Annotated in this window: 17 protein-coding genes; 6 read left to right on the plus strand and 11 right to left on the minus strand. The window is 45.3% G+C overall.

Going from position 1 to position 19,019, the window contains the following annotated elements:
• Nucleotides 1-37: 37 nt before the first annotated feature.
• A complete protein-coding gene (locus tag A4U59_RS04455) occupies nucleotides 38-742 on the minus strand; it encodes a DUF421 domain-containing protein (protein ID WP_070120071.1) in 705 nt (234 codons plus the stop codon).
• A gap of 258 nt (nucleotides 743-1,000) precedes the next feature.
• Here A4U59_RS04455 and A4U59_RS04460 point away from each other — a divergent pair, with 258 nt between their 5' ends.
• The 3 genes from A4U59_RS04460 (at nucleotide 1,001) to A4U59_RS04470 (ending at nucleotide 4,445) form a co-directional block, all read left to right on the plus strand.
• Nucleotides 1,001-1,606 (plus strand): prolyl hydroxylase family protein, encoded by a 606-nt coding sequence (locus A4U59_RS04460; protein ID WP_070120072.1) that lies wholly within the window; start codon nucleotides 1,001-1,003, stop codon nucleotides 1,604-1,606.
• Nucleotides 1,607-1,905: 299 nt separating this feature from the next.
• Nucleotides 1,906-3,180, plus strand: coding sequence for a cytosine permease (gene codB / locus A4U59_RS04465; RefSeq protein WP_070120073.1), 1,275 nt, complete (start codon nucleotides 1,906-1,908; stop codon nucleotides 3,178-3,180).
• Complete coding sequence (locus A4U59_RS04470; protein WP_070120074.1) at nucleotides 3,177-4,445, plus strand: cytosine deaminase; 1,269 nt, start codon at nucleotides 3,177-3,179, stop codon at nucleotides 4,443-4,445. Before codB ends, A4U59_RS04470 begins: the two co-directional genes overlap by 4 nt.
• 62 nt (nucleotides 4,446-4,507) lie before the next feature.
• On the opposite strand, the gene A4U59_RS04475 is transcribed toward A4U59_RS04470, so the two are convergent.
• Both A4U59_RS04475 and A4U59_RS22180 read right to left on the minus strand, forming a co-directional pair.
• Complete coding sequence (locus A4U59_RS04475) at nucleotides 4,508-4,960, minus strand: NINE protein (protein WP_083270653.1); 453 nt, start codon at nucleotides 4,958-4,960, stop codon at nucleotides 4,508-4,510.
• Nucleotides 4,929-5,447: a TM2 domain-containing protein gene (locus A4U59_RS22180; protein WP_083270654.1), complete on the minus strand. Its 519-nt coding sequence runs from the start codon at nucleotides 5,445-5,447 to the stop codon at nucleotides 4,929-4,931. The genes A4U59_RS04475 and A4U59_RS22180 overlap by 32 nt, the downstream gene beginning before the upstream one ends.
• Nucleotides 5,448-5,547: 100 nt before the next feature.
• On the opposite strand from A4U59_RS22180, the gene A4U59_RS04485 reads away from it, so the two are divergent.
• The gene (locus A4U59_RS04485) at nucleotides 5,548-6,168 is read left to right on the plus strand and encodes a DUF3298 and DUF4163 domain-containing protein (RefSeq protein WP_083270655.1); all 621 of its coding nucleotides are present in this window, start codon (nucleotides 5,548-5,550) and stop codon (nucleotides 6,166-6,168) included.
• Nucleotides 6,169-7,067: 899 nt separating this feature from the next.
• Here A4U59_RS04485 and A4U59_RS04495 read toward each other — a convergent pair.
• Both A4U59_RS04495 and A4U59_RS04500 read right to left on the minus strand, forming a co-directional pair.
• A complete protein-coding gene (locus tag A4U59_RS04495; RefSeq protein ID WP_070120078.1) occupies nucleotides 7,068-8,168 on the minus strand; it encodes a mechanosensitive ion channel family protein in 1,101 nt (366 codons plus the stop codon).
• 163 nt (nucleotides 8,169-8,331) lie between these two features.
• Nucleotides 8,332-8,802, minus strand: a complete 471-nt coding sequence (locus A4U59_RS04500; protein WP_070120079.1) for a ferritin-like domain-containing protein — start codon at nucleotides 8,800-8,802, stop codon at nucleotides 8,332-8,334.
• 316 nt (nucleotides 8,803-9,118) lie between these two features.
• On the opposite strand from A4U59_RS04500, the gene A4U59_RS04510 reads away from it, so the two are divergent.
• Entirely contained in the window at nucleotides 9,119-10,564 is a 1,446-nt protein-coding gene (locus A4U59_RS04510; RefSeq protein WP_245680494.1) for a potassium/proton antiporter, read from the plus strand.
• Nucleotides 10,565-10,622: 58 nt separating this feature from the next.
• Here A4U59_RS04510 and A4U59_RS04515 read toward each other — a convergent pair whose 3' ends face one another.
• The 5 genes from A4U59_RS04515 to A4U59_RS04535 all read right to left on the minus strand — a co-directional run bounded on the left by A4U59_RS04515 (nucleotide 10,623) and on the right by A4U59_RS04535 (nucleotide 15,995).
• Nucleotides 10,623-11,111 carry a DUF305 domain-containing protein gene (locus A4U59_RS04515; RefSeq protein ID WP_070120083.1) on the minus strand — a complete coding sequence of 163 codons (489 nt, stop codon included), beginning with the start codon at nucleotides 11,109-11,111 and terminating at the stop codon, nucleotides 10,623-10,625.
• A 357-nt stretch (nucleotides 11,112-11,468) separates the two neighbouring features.
• Complete coding sequence (locus tag A4U59_RS21660) at nucleotides 11,469-11,606, minus strand: hypothetical protein (protein ID WP_169823911.1); 138 nt, start codon at nucleotides 11,604-11,606, stop codon at nucleotides 11,469-11,471.
• Nucleotides 11,607-11,622: 16 nt separating this feature from the next.
• Nucleotides 11,623-12,852 (minus strand): DUF438 domain-containing protein, encoded by a 1,230-nt coding sequence (locus tag A4U59_RS04520; RefSeq protein ID WP_070120085.1) that lies wholly within the window; start codon nucleotides 12,850-12,852, stop codon nucleotides 11,623-11,625.
• Between the two features lie 920 nt (nucleotides 12,853-13,772).
• Nucleotides 13,773-14,393 carry a DsbA family oxidoreductase gene (locus A4U59_RS04530; RefSeq protein WP_083270656.1) on the minus strand — a complete coding sequence of 207 codons (621 nt, stop codon included), beginning with the start codon at nucleotides 14,391-14,393 and terminating at the stop codon, nucleotides 13,773-13,775.
• 300 nt (nucleotides 14,394-14,693) lie between these two features.
• Nucleotides 14,694-15,995 (minus strand): MFS transporter, encoded by a 1,302-nt coding sequence (locus tag A4U59_RS04535; RefSeq protein ID WP_070120089.1) that lies wholly within the window; start codon nucleotides 15,993-15,995, stop codon nucleotides 14,694-14,696.
• A 198-nt stretch (nucleotides 15,996-16,193) separates the two neighbouring features.
• On the opposite strand from A4U59_RS04535, the gene A4U59_RS04540 reads away from it, so the two are divergent.
• Entirely contained in the window at nucleotides 16,194-16,910 is a 717-nt protein-coding gene (locus A4U59_RS04540; protein WP_070120090.1) for a sulfite exporter TauE/SafE family protein, read from the plus strand.
• 322 nt (nucleotides 16,911-17,232) lie between these two features.
• Here the strand turns inward: A4U59_RS04540 and A4U59_RS04550 are convergent, their stop codons facing one another.
• The gene (locus A4U59_RS04550; RefSeq protein WP_070120094.1) at nucleotides 17,233-18,612 is read right to left on the minus strand and encodes an N-acetylmuramoyl-L-alanine amidase; all 1,380 of its coding nucleotides are present in this window, start codon (nucleotides 18,610-18,612) and stop codon (nucleotides 17,233-17,235) included.
• Between the last annotated feature and the right edge of the window lie 407 nt (nucleotides 18,613-19,019).

The following is a 19,019-nucleotide window of genomic DNA, read 5'->3' on the forward strand; positions in this document are numbered from 1 at the left end:
AAGGAGGACAGGTGCTGATCTGACAACTGTTCTCCTTTCATCTGTATAAGAACACCTTCAAGGTCTCATTCCTGTCAACGGTCGCCAGCAGCACGTTTTTCACATCCGTATGGTGCATCTTTTTTAATTCAGAAATCAGCCAGCCTTCATCCTTTTGGATTTGCTTCAACTCTATGTCATTAATCTTGCCTTCTTTTATGACCGTCTTCGGGAAATCGAATGGCTCTGCCCCCTTCTGCATAGAAGCCGGTGTGACCGGATCGTATTGCGGGTCCATAAAGACCGAAATTTTGCCGTCTGATTCCCAGAGTGCAAGTGCTACATTTTTTACATCTTTCACTTTCTCCTCACGTAATTCTTCCAGCAGCACATCGATGGAAATCCTCGCCTTATTCAATCCCTTTTTTAAGATTTCTCCATTTTTCACAATTATGACCGGGTCACTATTAATGAGCTTCCGAACAGCCGGCCACCTCAGAATGCTGAACAGCGCAACAAGGTAAAGGGCGACTAAAACAGATGTCGTGACGACAGAACCTTTCAGTCCGAGTTGTTCGTCTGATAATGGATGGGCGATAATGTTCCCGATCACAAGAGCAATAACAAAATCCAGAAGTCTCAATTGGGAGATGGACCGCTGTCCAAGGACTCTTGCGACAATCACCAAAAAGAAAAAAGCAATGACAGCCCGCAGAGCCCATTCCAGTGTTGTAAGGGTTTCCTGTCCTTCAAAAAAATCCATTTTTGTCACTTCCTTTTACATGAAAGCTTCAGTTAGTTTAACACTTGTGTCGGGATAATAACCCGAAAGTAAAGTAAAGGATTACCATAGCTTTTCCGGCTTCATTATAGAACGTTCCAACCATTTGGCGTCACGCCATGCACTTCCCTTACATAGCATAGGATGAAGTAAATCCAGAACTTCAGTCATAAAAAGTATGACGTTTAGCTCCACGGCATAGAGATGTCTGCTAAAGAACTAACCAGGGGTGCAAATCGAATGAAAAAACCTTCTATCGTTTATCATGATCACAATCCATTTATTGGTTGTTATAAGCAAGTGGTCAGCAAGAAAGAATGCCAGAAACTGATTGATTTGGCGGAACAAAAACTCCAACCGTCAGCTATTGTTGGACAATCGAAAACCGAAATCTCGCCAGCAAGAAAATCAGATCAAGCCCAATTCCGCTATGATTGCAATGCAATTGTCCAGAAAGTGGCTGACCGAATTGCGTCCATCGCGGGCCAGCCGCTTAACCATGCGGAGGACCTGCGGGTTATCAGGTACCAGGCCGGCGGCAAATTTGATGAACATTTTGATGCGTTTGATTCTTCTGCGCGGCTTGGAAAAAAGCATATTACTAAGGGTGGCCAGCGAATTCTTACGGCCCTCCTTTACTTGAATACCGTCCATGCCGGCGGAGAGACCTTTTTTCCCGCTTTATCTCTTAATGTTCCTCCGTCACAAGGAGATCTGCTCGTTTTTGAAAATTGCAGAAAAGGAACCACTGTCCCCCATCCCCTTTCAAGGCATGGGTCGCACCCGTTAAAATCTGGGGAGAAATGGATTTCCACGCTGTGGTTCCGGGAAAAGCGGCAATACTGAGTATTCCTATTCCATGCTTGAATTGTTTTCCTTCCGTCCTTTCCGTTGACATTGTGCCGGTTACCTGTAATAATAGCGGTAATCAAATACTGGTACCTTTAATTTCAGTCCCGTGAGGCTGACAAGGACAGCGGAAATGGTTTGGATAACCCGGGGTCTATCTATGCCCATGTTTTATCCATGCGAAGAGAGGCTTCCTGTCGGTGACGGCAGGAAGCCTCTTTTGTTTTCCCTGAAGGTAAAAACCGAATCCGATTCGGTACCAGTTTTAGACATTCTAAAACGGGAGGAATTTAACGATGGGAAAAAATAAAGTGGATCTGGATTTTTCATTGCAGGCAGTGCCGCAGGCGCAACGGAAAGGATTTTGGAGAATGCTTGTCGTTATGCTTGGTTTTACGTTTTTCTCAGCAAGCATGTTGTCCGGCGGAGCGTTAGGCATGGGCTTATCGATGACACAATTTATTGGAGTCGTACTGGCGGGGAACTTGATTCTCGGCGCGTATACAGGATCGCTTGCATATATTGCGGCAAAAACGGGCCTTTCCACACATTTATTGACCCGTTATGCATTCGGTGAAAAAGGATCTTACTTATCGTCATTCTTGCTGAGTGCCACACAGGTAGGCTGGTTTGGCGTCGGTGTGGCCATGTTCGCGGTACCGGTTCAAAAGGTGACAGGCATTGATACTGCTTTATTGATTGCCGTTTCAGGGTTGCTGATGACAGCGACGGCATTTTTCGGCATGAGGGCTCTGACAATCTTAAGTTTCATCGCTGTGCCGGCGATTGCCGCACTGGGAGGATTTTCAGTACTGAAGGCAGCAGGTTCACTCGGCGGGTTCCAGGGTCTGATGGGTTACCAGCCGGAAGAGACGCTTGGCATCGCAGCAGCGCTGACCATCACGGTCGGCTCCTTTATCAGCGGGGGAACCTTGACGCCGGACTTCACCAGATTTGCAAAAACGAAACCGACAGGCGTCATCACAACAATCATCGCATTCTTCATCGGAAACTCGCTGATGTTTTTGTTTGGAGCGGTCGGCGCCATCGCAACAGGGCAGTCAGATATTTCTGAAGTGATGTTTTTACAGGGGCTGATCCTGCCGGCCATCATCGTTCTCGGGCTGAACATCTGGACAACCAACGATAATGCCCTATACGCATCCGGATTAGGATTTTCGAACATCACAAAAGTCAAAAAGAACAAGGTCGTCATCTTTAACGGGGTCATTGGCACCATCCTTGCGATGTGGCTGTACAACAATTTTGTCGGGTTCCTTACTGTGCTCGGATCGACACTGCCGCCGATCGGTGCAATCATTGCGGCAGATTACTTCATTCTTAATCGCGGTAAATATCCTGCATTTGAAAAAATGACCTTTAAAGCCGTAAACTGGAGTGCCATTGCTGCTTGGGCCATTGGAGCGGCGCTGGCCAAATTTGTACCGGGCATTCCGCCTCTGAATGGAATTATCGGCGCGGCAGCTGCTTATGTGGCCATTTCCATCGCTGTTCAAAAGTTCGTAAGTTCAGAATCTGCAATTAAAGTGAAAAAGGTGACGGAAGCATGATCATTAAAAATGCAGCATTGAAAAATAAGGAAGGCGTCTGGCAAATCCTTATCGAATCAGGAAAAATCGAAAAAATCGGGCGGGAGATTGAAACCAGCAGCGGCCACGAATCCATTGACGTTCAGGGGAACCTTGTCCTTCCCCCGTTCGTCGAACCGCATATCCACCTTGATACAACCCTGACCGCCGGCGAACCGAACTGGAATGAGAGCGGAACGCTGTTTGAAGGGATTCAGCGCTGGGCGGAGCGGAAAGAATCCCTAACGGTTGAGGATGTCAAAACGAGGGCAAAGACAGCACTGAAGTGGCAAATTGCCCAGGGCATCCAGCATGTCCGCACACATGTTGACATCACAGATCCCGATTTGACGGCCCTGGAAGCAATGCTGGAAGTGAAAGAAGAAATGTCGCAATACATTGACCTCCAAATTGTCGCTTTTCCTCAGGAAGGCATTCTCTCTTATCCGAATGGGGAAGAGCTGCTCGAGGAATCACTTAAGATGGGTGCGGATGTTGTCGGCGGCATTCCTCATTTCGAATTTACGAGGGAGTATGGCGTTGAATCGATGAAAACGGCGTTCCGATTAGCTCAAAAATACGACCGCTTGATTGATATCCATTGTGATGAAATCGACGATGAACAATCGCGCTTTGTCGAGGTCGTCGCAGCAGAGGCTTATCGGCTTGGCATGGGAGAACGAGTGACAGCGAGCCACACAACGGCGATGCATTCGTATAATGATGCCTATACGTCCAAATTGTTCCGTCTGCTGAAATTGTCGAACATCAATTTTGTCGCCAACCCACTAGTGAATATCCACCTTCAGGGCCGATTTGATTCGTATCCAAAACGAAGGGGCATCACAAGGGTCAAGGAGCTGAAGGAGGCAGGTATCAACGTCTGCTTCGGCCATGATGACATATTTGATCCATGGTACCCGCTCGGAACAGGCAATATGCTGCAAGTGCTCCATATGGGCATTCACATCACCCAGCTGATGGGTTATGACCAGATCATGCAGTCAATTGATTTTGTAACGGATAACAGCGCCAAAACACTGCATATTGAAGAAAAGTATGGAGTAGAAGAAGGCAAACCGGCTAATTTGATCGTCCTCCATGCGGAGAATGCATATGAAGCAATACGAAAACAGGCGCCAGTGCTTTATTCAATCAGGAATGGCGAGGTCATTGCGCAGACTGCGCCTGCTGAAACAAACATTATGCTTGGAGAGGCAAAGGAGAAGATTGCGTTTAATAGATAACAAAAGGCTAAAAAATAACGCCTGCTGACAGACAGCAGGCGTTACTCGATTGGTGTATGAAATTACTCTGATTTCTTCAGTAAGTCCCTCTGGCTTCTAATCGAATCAAGTATGTACGCTTCGGTTTTATCATTTAACTCCTCAATGCGCCTGTTTAAGAAAAATGCATCAATCCAGGACCATATCACAGATGCCGCTAAGAGAAAAATAAACAAGCCTAGAAGGAATTTGCTAAAGCCATATAAATAATCAACGGTTGATAACAAAAAGATAATTCCGAAAATAGGTAATGCGCTCGATAGCAGCATTGCTGAAGCATATCCATAGTTTTCTGTATAGAAACGATGTGCTCCGAAAAAACTCAAACCAGCCCATAATCCCCAGGCAGCTTCTCTATTTTTCTTCTTTTTCAGCATTTCTGATTCAAGGACAGCTAATTCTTCTAAGGTAAGGTCATTCTTTGAAATAGTAGTCATGCTGGTTCTAATTTGCTGCAGCCGAATTTTGTTTGGCATTTTTCAGCAAGCGGATTTCTGAAAGTACTTCATTCTCAATTTTTTCGTTCGTGTCCTTTATCATGCCGTTCAGCAAGAAAAGATCAATTAGGGTCCAAATACCCAGACCGCCAAGAGTTAATAACATTGCAACAGCAGTCCCTGTTTTACCCAGGTAAAAACGATGGCCGCCCAAACCGCCTGTAAAGATCCATAGCAGCCAGGCTGTTCCAGTTGATTTTTGTTTTTTGCTCATTTCGGAACTTAATAGTTGTAGATCTTCGGATGTAAGATCTTGTTTTTGTACTAATGACATTACAATAACCCCCAAAATTTTCATTTTTATAGAACATAATATACATATTACCATTAAAATTTGTAAAAGTGTGTAAAATTTTGAATTATTTTGTCCTACTGTGTTTCTTTTATATCTCATACCGAGGTAATCAAAAGAGATATAAAGTGGGACAGCAAAAAGTCTGCCTTTAATCGGTACAGTCCCAGGCAAGAAACCTCACTAAAAACGGACAGACACCTTTTTCTTCACAAACCTCATAAGGAAGAGCGCCGGGTCATACAATGGGTAAAAAAATAGAGGGTGGATAAAGATGCCCATAAACTTCCCTGTAGGCATAAAAACGCTGAAAGTGAGCAGCGGCCCGAAGCAATATGTCTTTTACCCCAGGGCGTCCGGCATGCCGCACAAAGGGTTGGAAAGGTTCATCAATCGGGCGATTGCCTCTCAGACCCAGCAGCTCATCAATGAACAGGCCGGGAATATGCCGTCAGCTGTGGAAGAAATGATCGGCTATTATGAAATCAAAAATAACCAGCGGCAGGTCTTAAGCTTATCGCTCATCAATTATACGTATCATTATTATGCAGCCCACGGCATGACGTACATCAAATCTTTGACGTTCGATCTGGAGAAAGGCAAGCTCTGCAAATTGAAAGACTTGTTCAAGCCTGGCAGTGATTATGTAACAAAGCTTTCCAGCTTGATTGATGCCCAAATCAAGGAGCGCAATATTCAGCTTCTGGGCGATTTCATATCCATCAGGCCGAATCAAGACTTTTATATTGCTGATAAATGCCTTGTCGTCTATTTTCAGCTGTATGAAATTACGCCGTATGTCACCGGCTTTCCGATGTTTCCGATATCCGTATATGAAATGGAAGATATCATCGATGAAAACGGGCCTCTTGGGCGAATGGCTGTAAGTAACTAGCACTCGGTTTGCTAAAATTAAAAACAGGGAGCAGCCAATCTGGAAGAGCTCTTTGTTGCTCTATTAAAGACTCTTTAACAAAAAAATGGTCAAAAGCCTGTTCGTATACATGGCATTTAAAACGGGGAGTTGATTTGCGCTACAGGGGCCCGCTTTCCGCGGGGCGGGCGGTGAGCCTCCTCATCGCTAGCGCTCTTGCGGGGTCTCACCTGTCCCGCTGCTCCCGCCGGAGTCGAGCCCCTTCCGCTCCAATCAACTAGCACGTGAACAGATATCCCGCTTTTATCTTATTTAGTCAGTTGGTTTGGATAATAATTAGCATTCCTGCGCTAATTATTATGAATGCAGAGAACTCTCTGTTACCTATAAGAACTGCTTAATCTAGTGAGATGGACAACAATTGCTTCGTACAACGCCTTTTCCCTACCAGTTTGGCGGTTATATGTGAAAGTAAATTGACAGCCAATCGAGAAAAGGAAACCAAGAGGAATTTTGATGAATAACAATTATTGCTTTTTAAGAACAAGGGTATGCAACTGAGTGGATTGGAGCGGAAGGCATTCGACCGCGGAAGCGAATGCCTGCAGCGGAAAGGAACGGACAAGATTCAGAAAACTATATTCCCTTCTCCCGCAATCCTGCCCTTTTATGGAACATCGAAGATAAAATAGTTTGGAAAGCCTGGCATAAGGTCAACTATATGACATCCGGATTTTTCCTTTATTTCCCTATCCGTAAACAAAGAAGAACAGCAAGCCTGACCTTTACGGTTTGGCGTGCTGTTCTTCTTTATATATAAGGTGTTAAAAAGCATTCTGTTTAAGTAGCTGAGAATTAATAGTTTTCCTTTCAACCAACCGAACTTGTTAAAGACCTTGTGTTTCCCGTGAAACCCGGCCTCAATTTCCCCGCTCAAATGACGTTTCCTCATGGGAAACACCCTCAGGCTGGGCATCAAAGTAGAGGGTCCTGCTTGGAAATGCGACGGAGACCCCTTCTTCTTCAAGAATTTCCAGAATGCGAAAATTGACGTTTTCCTTCACTTTCAAAAAATCGCCCCAGACCGTCGTATTTGTAAAGAAATACAGGAATATATCGAGGCTGCTGCTGTTATACTCATCGAAGGTGACAAAAATCGTCTCCTGATGGATGTCCTCATGGTTCTTCAGCATTTCTTCTATCTTTCTGATTGTACCCTCCAATTTGCTCTTAGGCGTATCATACGTTACACCGAGTTTGAAGGTGATCTGCCGTTTCCCCATTTTACTCCAGTTTGTGATTGCTTCGTTTGCGAGTGTTGCGTTTGGAACGGTGACAAGCGCCTGGGCAAATGTCCGGACAAGCGTGCTGCGGAAGTTGATATCCTCAACAGTCCCTTCGACCGTGGGTGTCTTGATCCAGTCCCCGATCGAAAATGGCTTTTCGGTGATAATGACAATCCCCCCGAATAAGTTGGCGAGTGCGTCTCTGGCGGCAAGTGCAAATGCCAGCCCGCCAAGGCCGAGTCCGGCGACAAAGCCGTTCACATCATATTCGAATTCCTGTGCAATGATACTGATGCTGATCGCAATGATCACAAAGCGGATCGCTTTCGAGAGGAACGGAATCAGAATCTTGTCTATCTCGAAGTTGAACCGTTCATTTATTTTCATGAACAACAGGGAGGATCCTGAAGACAGATTATATAAACCCCAGGCAATGAGTGCGATTATTGATGATCTTATTAATTTTAAAAAGAGCGCGTTATGCTGCTCCAGATAGGGAAAATAATCAATGGATACATAGATGCCGATAATAAGGAACAGCCAGCGAAGCGGCTTTTCAAATGACAGCAGGACGTAAGAAAAAAAGTCCGTCGGTGTTTTTTTACTTAATTTCAAAATAAGATGAAAAACGTATTTTATGAAAATCTTCCTGAACACGAGGAATAATAGAAAGATACCCATTGATATCCCCAGGTCGATCAATGTTTCTTGCGGCGGAAAATAATCCCAGTACATTTGTGTATTCTCCTTTTTGCTTCATTTCACTTTTTTCATAATAACACAAATGGCGCTGGGAATAGAATTCGATGGTGCCTGCCGGAATGAGCCGGGGATTGGAATGGTTTTGTTTATACAGAACCTTTGAAAAAAAGTGAGGCTGTATATCCCACCTGGTGTTTCACCACATGTATGAACGCTGGGCATTATGAATGAAAAACAAGAACCAGACCGCGTGGTTTTGTTCGTCTGCTGCGGCCCGGCGGAACCTGTCTTTTATCATGGGATTGCCTGCTCGATCTGCAATATCCTGATAAAAATCGGCGGCGTCCTGTTCATCTTTGAATGAGAAGACAATCCCATCCCGATAGGTTCCCGGACATTCTTCGATGATTTCAGAGGCCGGCTGCCTTCCTGTTAATCCCGTATAAATCCTGAGGAACTCCCGATAGTGTCTTCTTTCGTCCTCACGGATCTCCAGGATGCGATTTCTTTCATCCGGAGTGGGAGCCAGCCGCGCCAGCTGGCCGTAACACGAAATCGCACTATATTCTGCATTGATGGCTTTCTGAATATCACTTTCTAACTGTGTGTCATTCGGCTGGCGGAAATAGTCGGGGCTGCAATTGTAAAAATAAAGATTTTCGGACATGTTCGTTTGCCCTCCCGGTTTTAAGGTATCAAATTATCGTATGTCCGGTGAGTGGGTGGGGGTGCATGCCCCATCTTGGATTGACGGTAAAACCGCTGAAAACAACTTGTTCCACAAGCGCCTGAAAAGTGGAAGGCGTCAAATTTGTATGTTATATAAAATCAGAATCCTCAAATACATTGGAATCTCAAAAGATGTAAAGATCAGGACACAAAGTGATGTGAATCTTTGAAACAAGACAGGCAGCCCTAAATGAAGCAGTAGTGAAAACAGTCATAGAGAAAGGAGATGAGAGGCGGTTTTGACAATCAACAGTGTGATTTTATTACTCGCATTTTTGCTGTTATTGGGTGTTCTTTCAACTAAATTTTCTACAAAGTTCGGATTGCCGGCTCTTGTCCTGTTTATTGCAGTCGGAATGGCGTTAAGCAACTATATTTATTTTGACAATCCGGGAATGGCGCAGCTGTTCGGGGTTCTGGCGCTGATTGTCATCCTTTTTGAAGGCGGCTTGCAAACGGAATGGAAGCGTGTCAGAAAGGTAATGGGAGCCTCGGTATCGATGGCGACAATTGGAGTGCTGCTCACTGCCGCCGTAATTGGGATTGCCGCAAAATTCATACTTGGCCTAAGTTGGCTGGAAGGTTTGTTATTTGGGGCAATTGTCGGCTCAACAGATGCTGCTGCCGTATTTGCAGTGCTTGGGAACAAAAATATCAAGCCCCAGTTGTCTTCAACACTTGAAGCTGAGTCAGGAACGAATGACCCGATGGCGATCTTTCTCACGGTTTCGCTAATCAGCGTCATTGAAGCTCCGGAAACGGAGATCATCGGGCTTGTTCTCACATTTTTTTGGCAGATGGGTTTTGGGTTGATAATGGGTCTGTTATTCGGAAAAGTTTCAGTATGGTCCATCAACAAAATAAACCTGGATTCTGCAGGGCTGTATCCAGTATTATCTCTTTCGCTCGCCATATCGACGTATGCCATAACCACCGTATTGGGTGCGAGCGGCTTCCTGGCAGTTTATGTTATGGCAGTATTGGTAGGGAACTCTGACTTGACGTACCGCCATTCCATCTTCAGTTTCAATGACGGTTTTGCCTGGATGATGCAAATTTTGATGTTTATCCTTCTCGGATTGCTGGTGTTTCCGAATCAATTGATCCATATTGCCTGGCAGGGAATTTTGTTGTCACTCGTCCTCATGATGGTTGCAAGGCCGCTTGGAGTATTTGTCAGTATGGCGCTGGCGAACTATACATTAAATGAAAAGCTGTTTATTTCCTGGGCCGGTTTAAGGGGAGCGGTACCTATCGTTCTGGCCACCTATCCGATGCTGGCCGGACTGGAAAACAGCCAGATGATTTTCAACGTGGTCTTCTTTGTCGTTCTCCTCTCTGCACTGCTGCAGGGTACGACCATCAATCCTCTTGCAGAAAGATTGGGACTTGCCGGCGCAGAAAAGCCCCAGCCTGCCCACAGCCTGGAATTGGTATCAATCGGCAAGACGAATAATGAAATCATCGAAATTCATATAGGCGATCAGTCTGTTGTAGCCGGAAAAGAATTAAAGGAGTGTACACTGCCGGCAGAGTCTTTAATTACAGCAGTCATTCGAAACGATCATTTGATTACACCGCGCGGCGACACGGAGTTGAAATCAGGTGACATTCTGTACGTCCTCGTTTCCAAGGACAAGCGGGAGTATATCAAACTGTTGTTCAAACGGGAGGCAAGCGATACTTCAGGTATTGAGTAGCCATTGAAAAAGTGCCTGGCTCCGCTGGTGAAAAGGCTGGTGCCAGGCACATCTGCTGTTATTCCTCTTTCTCATCTTCTTTCTCATCTTCTTTCTCTTTTTCTTCCTCTATGTCTTTAATCAGTTTCTTCATTTCCGCAATTTCTTTCTCCTGCGTTTTTACAATTTCATCGGCCAATTTCTGTACGCGAGGGTCGGAAAAATTCGCGCGTTCGCTTGTTAAAATGGCGATGGAGTGATGGGGGATCATGGATTTCATGAACGATGTATCCTCAACAGTCGTCTGGCTCCGCACAAGCCAAAGTGATAAAGCAAACACCACTGCGCTGGTGCCGAGAATGGCGAAATTCACCGCTCGCTTTTTATGCATCTTCCACATGAACAGCATCATGATGATTGACATACAAGACCCCATCAGGAGGGCCATGTAAATTCTTGTTTCACTTAAAGTGAAATGATTGAACTTAAAGACATTTAAAAACATGAGAAAGTACATGACGATTGTTGAAGTGGCAATCATCGCTGCGAATCTTGCATAGCCTTTCATAAAGCTTCCTCCTCATAATCAGATTATGTTGTTATAAAGACCTATTCCGTCTCTGCTCGGCGCCGCTTCCATTTTGCTGAAAAAGGCATAACACAATAGGTAGAAGGGTACTATACTATCTTTGATTTCCCGTTAATTGACTGATTAAACTGGATAGGGAATGTCTCCAGACCGGATGTATAAAAGGAAGAGGGGAGATGCTTGTTTTAAAAAGGCAGGGCAGGGAGAAGAAGGCATGAAGCAGCCAGTCTCTATAAGTAATCCCAACGCATAAACATCACAACTCAGCTGATTAAAAAACATAAAAAAAGCCCGCCGATTGGCGGGCCATTAGGCAAAGCAGAGGCACATCTGCCCTTAATCCATATTCTTAACAATGGCCACTGCTTGAATTACTTCCTGTTTGGAAGGTTGAACTCCCAAAAAGAATAAGGTGATCTGGCTGGCCGCGTTTTCTTTCAAAAAATGAGATTTTTGTACATGTTCATTAAGCATTCGGAATCGGAATCTGTTAGGATAGAATTCTTTTTTCACCGTCTATAGCTTGTATCGGATCGATGTTCTGGGTGAATTCCAGCGTGCCGGCATACGATCCATCCTGGTCCCTCACTGCGAAATAACGGATATAGACGTATTTATCACGGAATTTGATCCAAAAATCTTCATTATCTTTCTTGCCGGATTTGAAATCGTTCAGCAGCTCCTCCACAATGTGTGCACTTTTCGGCGGATGGCAATTTTGTACGGTTCGGCCGATTACTGCCTTCGTCCGCGGGAAAATCCTTTCTTTTCCTTGCGAGAAATACCGGACCACGTCCTGATCATCGATGAATGTGATATCGACAGGCAAGTGGTTCAGCAGCAGCTCAAGCTGACTGAGTGACAGAATGCCCGTTTCCAATTTGATGAACCCTTCTGACATCACATTCGCATCAAGCTCATGCCTTTCAGGCTTCCACATTGCTGCCGGAGAGGTAAGGCAATAGCCGATTTCGTCACTTTCCTGGGCGATTTTTATCCATTCATCTTCCGTGAAATGATCCAGGCACATCGCAAAAAGGATGTTTTCTTCCCTGTAGATCATTTCAATGACCTGCTGTGCGGCAAAACCGGCTTTTTCGTGAATGGATTGTTTATCTTCGGTGTCATGGATAAGCGTATGTTTCAAATCTTTTATGGCATCCCGAATAAAGTCGTCGATTCTCCACATGTTTACGGAAGGGCCGTTGATGCCATACTTTTCAAGGTACGGAAAAATGAGATGCTCTTTGCGTACATAATGTTTGTCGATGTCGAGCAACAGATTACAGTCTTCCACCAGCTTAAAGCGGTTATCATCCGTATCATCTTCCATGAATGCTGCCAAATGCGGCTGCAGCCTCGACTGGATCAGCTTTTCAAGTTCCCTGTTTTCCAGTTTGAATGTATGAATCGGATGTCCCGGTTCTTCTTCGGGCCGCTGTACTCCTTCAATGTTACCTTTAAGGATGGTCATATGAGCATTTGATAAACGGTTAACTTCATGGGCGGGCAAATCCTTCGATTCCAATATATCACGCTGCATTTGTGAAAGGTGTGTAACCTCATCAACTGTCACTTTACCGATTTTCCTGTCAAAAACAGCTTGAACTTCGTCAATGCTTTTTCCATTAAAAAGATCCATGAAGATTTCTTCAATTATTTGCTGGCGTTCTGATCTAAGGGCTGCAGGCTGTTCACGGTTATTGATAAGCTCACTCAAGGCGGATACCCCTTTTCTTTTTTGGTTATAGAAATGATAAACATTCTCATTGACTATAACGTAACATGCCGGCCAGTCACTGTTAGTGATGTGAATCACAGGAAGCTGCAGGCTTTAGTGACAGTTTTGGGTCCGCCGGGAGGGGAGGAAAACAAACAAAAAGATGCCTTCCCCGCTGTATGCAAGCTGCGGGAAAAGGCATTCTGGAACTTTAAAGTGGTAATATTCGCGTTTGGAACTTTCTTACGGCTGTCCGCTGCCCCGGCAGGACATTGAAAAAGGCTCTTGGAATTGATACCGCACGAAAAAAATTAGTTTTTTTTTTTTTTCAAGGAGTCGAATGCCTTCCGCTGCAATCCACTAAGTTGTAAAACTAAAGGTTTGCAAAAACTAATGAACAATTTTTTATATATTGCTCATCGCCACTGTGGACATTTAAGGAAAATAGATCAGTACCCATTCAAATAAGACATTATCATTCAAGATAGATACACTAGACTTGGATAGAAGGGTTGAATGAAACGATTATTCTTATTGGCCAAAAAAACCGAGAAGGATTGCTTGTTTTATACAAACCACCGTTTGAAAAAAATAAAAGCGGGACCTCTGTTCACTCATCAGTTGATTGGAGCGTAAGGGGCTCGACTCCTGCGGGAGCAGCGGGACAGGTGAGACCCCGCAAGAGCGCCAGCGATGAGGAGGCTCACCGCCGCCCCGCGGCAAAGAAGACACTGTGAGTGCGACCGGAGGGAAGCAGGAACAGATGTCGCACTTGTGCCCTTGGGTGAAAGCGAGCCCCTGCAGCGGAAATCAACAGCCCGATTTAAAGTGCCTAATCTGAGCGTATCGATGGTTTTGGTATTTTCTCTGTTTGGCGAATGTTCAACAACCAACTTTAACAGAGCCTTTTTTAAAGGTCTTTATTGCCCGTTTTTCTTGATATGTTGTTTTGACAGTTCAAGATCTATCATCCTTTTAAGTTCTTCTTTCGACCGGACACCGCTGAGTGTCGTGCTGCCGATAATGAAAGTGGGGACAGCCTCAATGTCCACCTCATGATATGCATGCTCTAAAGCCTTTTGATGGGCCTCTTTATACTTGCGGGTCTCCAATGCCCGGCGATATTCTTGCTGATCAAGGCCCACTTCACCTGCCAGTTTTGAAAGGACATTTACATTACCGATATCCAGTTCATCCTGGAAAAAGGCTGTGAACATGCGGTGGTTATATTCACTCCCGCTTCCATGTTCCCTGGCGTATTGGTAACCTTCAAATGCCAGATGTGTATGAGGCTGCGGGGAGACACGAGGCAATACAATTTTCACACCGAATTTATCTGCCATGGGATAAACGTAGTTTTGCCAGGTGGTTTGTAGATAATCTCCTTCGGGTTCTAACGTTTCGTTTGGGTAAGGACGCAATTCATACGGCATCCACTCGACATTCACGTCTTTGCCCTTTATTGCCTTTTCAAGCGGAGACTCCGCTAAAAAGCAGAATGGTCAAACGTAATCGGAGTAGATTCTGATGGTAAGAGTCATGTGAATTCCCCCTCGTCGTCTGAACTTCAAATTTTTCTCTCCAACTATGTTACCCTCTTTGAAGGCAACCTACCCTGAAAATAAATTTGTCAGCGTTCATAAGTGCCCCATCTGCAGCATGGTTATCTTTGTTGAATTTTTCTCGGATGAACCATCCATTGCCCTTATCTATCTTCTTAAAATTGGCCACTGCGAAATACTCCTTGCTGGCAATTTATACGGTTAAAAAAAGCTGTCGTGATCACCATAATCTCAAGGTGATTACGACAGCTTATTAATGAGGCTCCTTCTATGAGCAACCTATTCCGGATTGCTCCGGTACCAGATGACGAGCGGGATAAGCAGAAGTGAAAGGATTGCCCCGGCTATTGACAGCATGGCATAACTGGTATATGCCGCAATGATGCCGGACAGTGCACCACCTGACGCACCGGCAAGAGCAATAAAAACATCAACCGACCCCTGTGTTTTTGCGCGGGTGGCCGGTATGGTCGCATCGACAATCAGTGCTGTACCGCTGATCAAGCCGAAGTTCCAGCCCAGTCCGAGCAGAGCAAGTGCGATCGTAAGGAGCAGAAGGGAGTCTGTTGGTGCTGCAGCAGCGAGAAGTCCGGCAGCAATCAGGGTTACCCCGGCGGCGTTTGCCATTGCGATGCGGCCGTACTTATCGACGAGAACACCTGTAACGAGAGATGGGAGGTACATGGCTCCGATATGGACGCCAATGATCATGCCAACCGCCCGCAGGCCATGTCCGTGGTGTCCCATGTGGACCGGTGTCATTGTCATAACCGCAACCATGACGATCTGGGTTAAAACCATGATAGTGGCGCCTACAAAGATACCGCGTTTGTTTGAGGCAAGTGCAACGGAATCCAGATAGGAGACATTGTTTTCACCAGATTCCCTGATAGTTGTCATGCTTGTTGCGATGACAAGAGGATCTGGCCGCAGGAAGATCAAATGGACAAGACCCGCGAGTATAAAGGCTGCCGCTGCCAGAATGAATGGCCCGGCAAGTGGGGGAATGCCGATTCCTGCAGCAAAGCTGCCCATCACATCAACGAGATTCGGTCCGGCAACTGCACCAAATGTAGTCGATACGAGTGCGATACTGACTGCTTTTCCGCGTTGTTCAGCGCTGGCCAGATCAGTGCCTGCGTAGCGGGCTTGCAAATTTGTGGCAGTGCCCGAACCATAGACAAGCAATGAAGCAAAAAGAAGGAAGACATTATTCGTTACGGCCGCGATTACCACGCCGATTGCGCCAATCCCGCCCGTAATGAATCCTGCCGCAAGCCCCGGCCTGCGCCCGAAACGCTGGGACAGCCGCCCGACAATCAGCGCCGAACCTGCTGAACCAAGCGTGAATAATGCAGCCGGCATGCCTGCAAAACGGTCGGTTCCGAGCATGTCCTGGGCTAGCAGAGCCCCGACTGTAATACCTGCCGCAAGTCCGGCGCCGCCGAAGATTTGCGAAATGACAACAATGAGCAGTGTCCGCCGGTAAAGCTCCTGCTGCTTAGCAGGGGAATCGATATAACTTTGTACAAGAGATGATTGATTGTCTGATGCTGCTTCATTTTCTTTTTTATGCAGCATGATCCAGCCGCCATTTCCAGTGTTCGGATATCATCTCATTTATTGATTCTTTCATTATATTTCTTTGCATAAGATCAACTCCAACTTTATCTAATAATCTTGTAAACCATCAGGGGTATACATACCTATTCTATCACACAGTAAAATGCTAGAATCAAACTAAATGAAACAAATGAATTGGAAAAAGTGGGTGTTTGGTTGGAAGTATTTCTGTTTACGGTCATTATCTTGCTTGCGTCCATCCTGCAAACCAGCACGGGGTTCGGATTTTCAATACTGGCGACGCCATTTCTCCTGTTCCTGTTTGAACCGAAGGAAGCCATACAAATCAATCTGATTTTATCATTATTTATTTCTGCTGCCTTACTTGCAAAAATCAGCAGGGATATCGATTTTGGGGTGTTAAAGCGGCTCATCATCGGCAGCACAGCAGGATTGCCGGCAGGAATCATCATTTTCCTTTTAATTGATATAACGAAGTTGAAGCTCGGAATCAGCATTGTCATTTTGCTTTTGACGGTTATGCTGATCGTTAAGTTCCGTATTGTGCAGACAACGAAAAGGGATTTGCTGGCGGGCGGGCTTTCCGGTTCCCTGACTACAAGTATCGGGATGCCGGGACCGCCTTTGCTGCTTTATTTTTCTGGAACGGATACGAAGAAAGAAAAGCTGCGGGGGACGACACTTGCATTTTACTTGTTCATTTACTTGATGAGCCTGATTATGCAGATCATGTTTGCCGGAACAAATGAAACGGTCTGGATTTCCAGCAGTGTAGCCCTGCCGCTTGTAGCGGCTGGTATGTATGCGGGACAGCATTTATTTAAGCTCATCAACCAAGACACCTTTAGAATCTTCACTTACATCATCCTGTTATTTACCGGAGTTTATTTACTTATCGAGAGTTTGAGCTGATTCGCTGACCGTTGGCAGCATTCCGGCCTGCAGAGGAGAGAAGAAGTGAGATTTTGTTGTCAATACAGCAAGCAGAAAAACCGCGAGAGAACGAGAATCGATCTTTCGCGGTTTTTCTTGCTGTTAAGGAAATTTTAAAATTTTTGCGTTGCGGATACGGGAAGGGAGTCATCCAGCTCAAGGCGCCAGCGGCTATCGTCATAAACGGTGATCCCCTTCGGAAGGAAAGATCACCTTCCTGCGGGTACCCCCGCTTATGCGTACGCCTTGCGCTTTTGGTCCATTCAGTGGAAGGGCCGGGTTTCACCCAATAGAATAAGGATTATAACCTGCCAAGCAGAGCTTCAAGTCTCTTTTCCTGTTGAGCGAGTTTATTAGCCGCATGACCGACCATTTGTTTATAGATTTGTAAAATCTTTTGTCCGTAGTTTTTGCCGGGTACCGCCCATTTTCCGTTAAGGTCGGTCCACAATTCGGCGCTCCCCCTTGTGACCAGGCCGAACCTTGGATCAACGAGAGAGGTGCCTTCAGGAATGTCTCTGACAGTTGAATAAGCGTACAAATGCTGGATGTGGGCATGAACCCCCGATTCAGGTGTTTTGAACTCTGCACCTTGATTACCGGCTCCTGTGGCACCGATTCCGGCATAGTTGTTCTGTTTCTTATCAACAAGTCCGGTGAATCTGAAATAGTCTGTTTCATGAATGGCCTGTGCGAAGGCGGCATCGGCTCTTATGCCGTATATGTTTCCATACTTCATATAAAACCGGCCAAGTTCGGGTGCATCCGGATTAACCGTCTTTGCATATTGATCAAGTTGGCGTGCTGATAAATGTGTTTCTCCTGTGATTGACAGCAGTTCCCCGCCTTGTGTTTCTATTTTGGGTGAAGGAGGCTGTTCTTTTTGTAAGTCAGTCACGATAAACGGATTTGCAATACCGATTTTTTCCAGACGCCTCATTTGCTCCACAGCATTTTCCCTGTTTGAAAAAGCACCGGCCTGGACACGGAAATAGTTTTTTCCCGATATCACAACTTGGGTGATGAATGAGTCAATACCTCCAGCAGCGAGAAGCCTGTTTCTTTCTTCAGCCAGCTTTCGAGTTCTGAAAGATCCGGAAATGACTTTATATAAAACAGCCGCAGCCGGTTTGGGATGCAAGCGGAGTGCCCTGGCTGTGCCTTTTGCGATAGCTTCTGAAACGTCTACGATGAATGCGGGATCCTTCAGTGTCTCAAGATTCCTGGCATGGTCTATAAACAGCACCTCGAGCAGCAGTGAACTCATTTTTGTTTCACGGAGCACGTGGAAATTGGCACGCTTTTTTCCTCTGTCTGTCACTTGATGCCGCGTCTTTACAGATGTGATGATATCGTAATGGATGATGTTCTGGTAGTATTTCGTTTCCGGAGAGACTGCTCCGTTGAAAATGAAACTTTCAAACCCTTTGCCGCCAGCAGCATTATGGTGTATGGAAAGGAAAAAATCGGCATTCAGTTCATTCGCCAAATCAGTTCGTTCGTCCAGGGACATGGATCTGTCGGTTGTTCTGGTCATTACTGCGTTCACCGTATAATTTTTTTCCAGATATTTGCTTACCCTGGAAGCGATAACCAGGTTGAAATCTTTCTCTTTATAACCCCGATAAGTTGCTCCGGTATCGTCGCCGCCATGCCCGGGGTCGATTACAATTGTTTTCATATTCCCACCTCCTTATTATATATAGTGGAAGATGGCCGAATAGTATTGAGTTTTTTTACCGTATAGGAGAATAAATTATCAGCAAAGAAGTATTGCGATGGAGTGGCCGATTTAAGGATTCAGGGCAGCTGCGCGTCTGTCTTCGCCTGAAGGCTCGCCAACAGGATATTCATTCAAAAAGGTTTCACGTGAAACAATTTCGCTGTTCTTTTACCTGATTTTTGGAAAATTAAACAGGAAATGAAACATTTTTGTGAGCTAAATATGCAAACCCCAATAATAATCTTAAAACTCTTTACGATCCAATGCAGTATTTTAAAAAGGATTATCTAATATAACAGATGATAAAAAAGGGACAGGTTTGAAGGAACCTGTCCCATAAGTTACATTTCGTATAGATTTTGATC

The organism is Bacillus marinisedimentorum, from assembly GCF_001644195.2.
GTDB classification, from domain to species: domain Bacteria; phylum Bacillota; class Bacilli; order Bacillales; family Bacillaceae_O; genus Bacillus_BL; species Bacillus_BL marinisedimentorum.

What these genes read in the sequence shown, in the direction of transcription:
- codB (WP_070120073.1), top strand. Translation starts at nt 1,906, where the DNA reads ATGGGAAAAAATAAAGTGGATCTGGATTTTTCATTGCAGGCAGTGCCG.
- A4U59_RS04550 (WP_070120094.1), bottom strand. Translation starts at nt 18,612, where the DNA reads ATGAAAACAATTGTAATCGACCCCGGGCATGGCGGCGACGATACCGGA.
- A4U59_RS04455 (WP_070120071.1), bottom strand. Translation starts at nt 742, where the DNA reads ATGGATTTTTTTGAAGGACAGGAAACCCTTACAACACTGGAATGGGCT.
- A4U59_RS04535 (WP_070120089.1), bottom strand. Translation starts at nt 15,995, where the DNA reads ATGCTGCATAAAAAAGAAAATGAAGCAGCATCAGACAATCAATCATCT.
- A4U59_RS04500 (WP_070120079.1), bottom strand. Translation starts at nt 8,802, where the DNA reads ATGTCCGAAAATCTTTATTTTTACAATTGCAGCCCCGACTATTTCCGC.
- A4U59_RS04470 (WP_070120074.1), top strand. Translation starts at nt 3,177, where the DNA reads ATGATCATTAAAAATGCAGCATTGAAAAATAAGGAAGGCGTCTGGCAA.
- A4U59_RS04460 (WP_070120072.1), top strand. Translation starts at nt 1,001, where the DNA reads ATGAAAAAACCTTCTATCGTTTATCATGATCACAATCCATTTATTGGT.
- A4U59_RS04515 (WP_070120083.1), bottom strand. Translation starts at nt 11,111, where the DNA reads ATGAAAGGCTATGCAAGATTCGCAGCGATGATTGCCACTTCAACAATC.
- A4U59_RS04485 (WP_083270655.1), top strand. Translation starts at nt 5,548, where the DNA reads ATGCCCATAAACTTCCCTGTAGGCATAAAAACGCTGAAAGTGAGCAGC.
- A4U59_RS04475 (WP_083270653.1), bottom strand. Translation starts at nt 4,960, where the DNA reads ATGCCAAACAAAATTCGGCTGCAGCAAATTAGAACCAGCATGACTACT.
- A4U59_RS21660 (WP_169823911.1), bottom strand. Translation starts at nt 11,606, where the DNA reads ATGCTTAATGAACATGTACAAAAATCTCATTTTTTGAAAGAAAACGCG.
- A4U59_RS04495 (WP_070120078.1), bottom strand. Translation starts at nt 8,168, where the DNA reads ATGTACTGGGATTATTTTCCGCCGCAAGAAACATTGATCGACCTGGGG.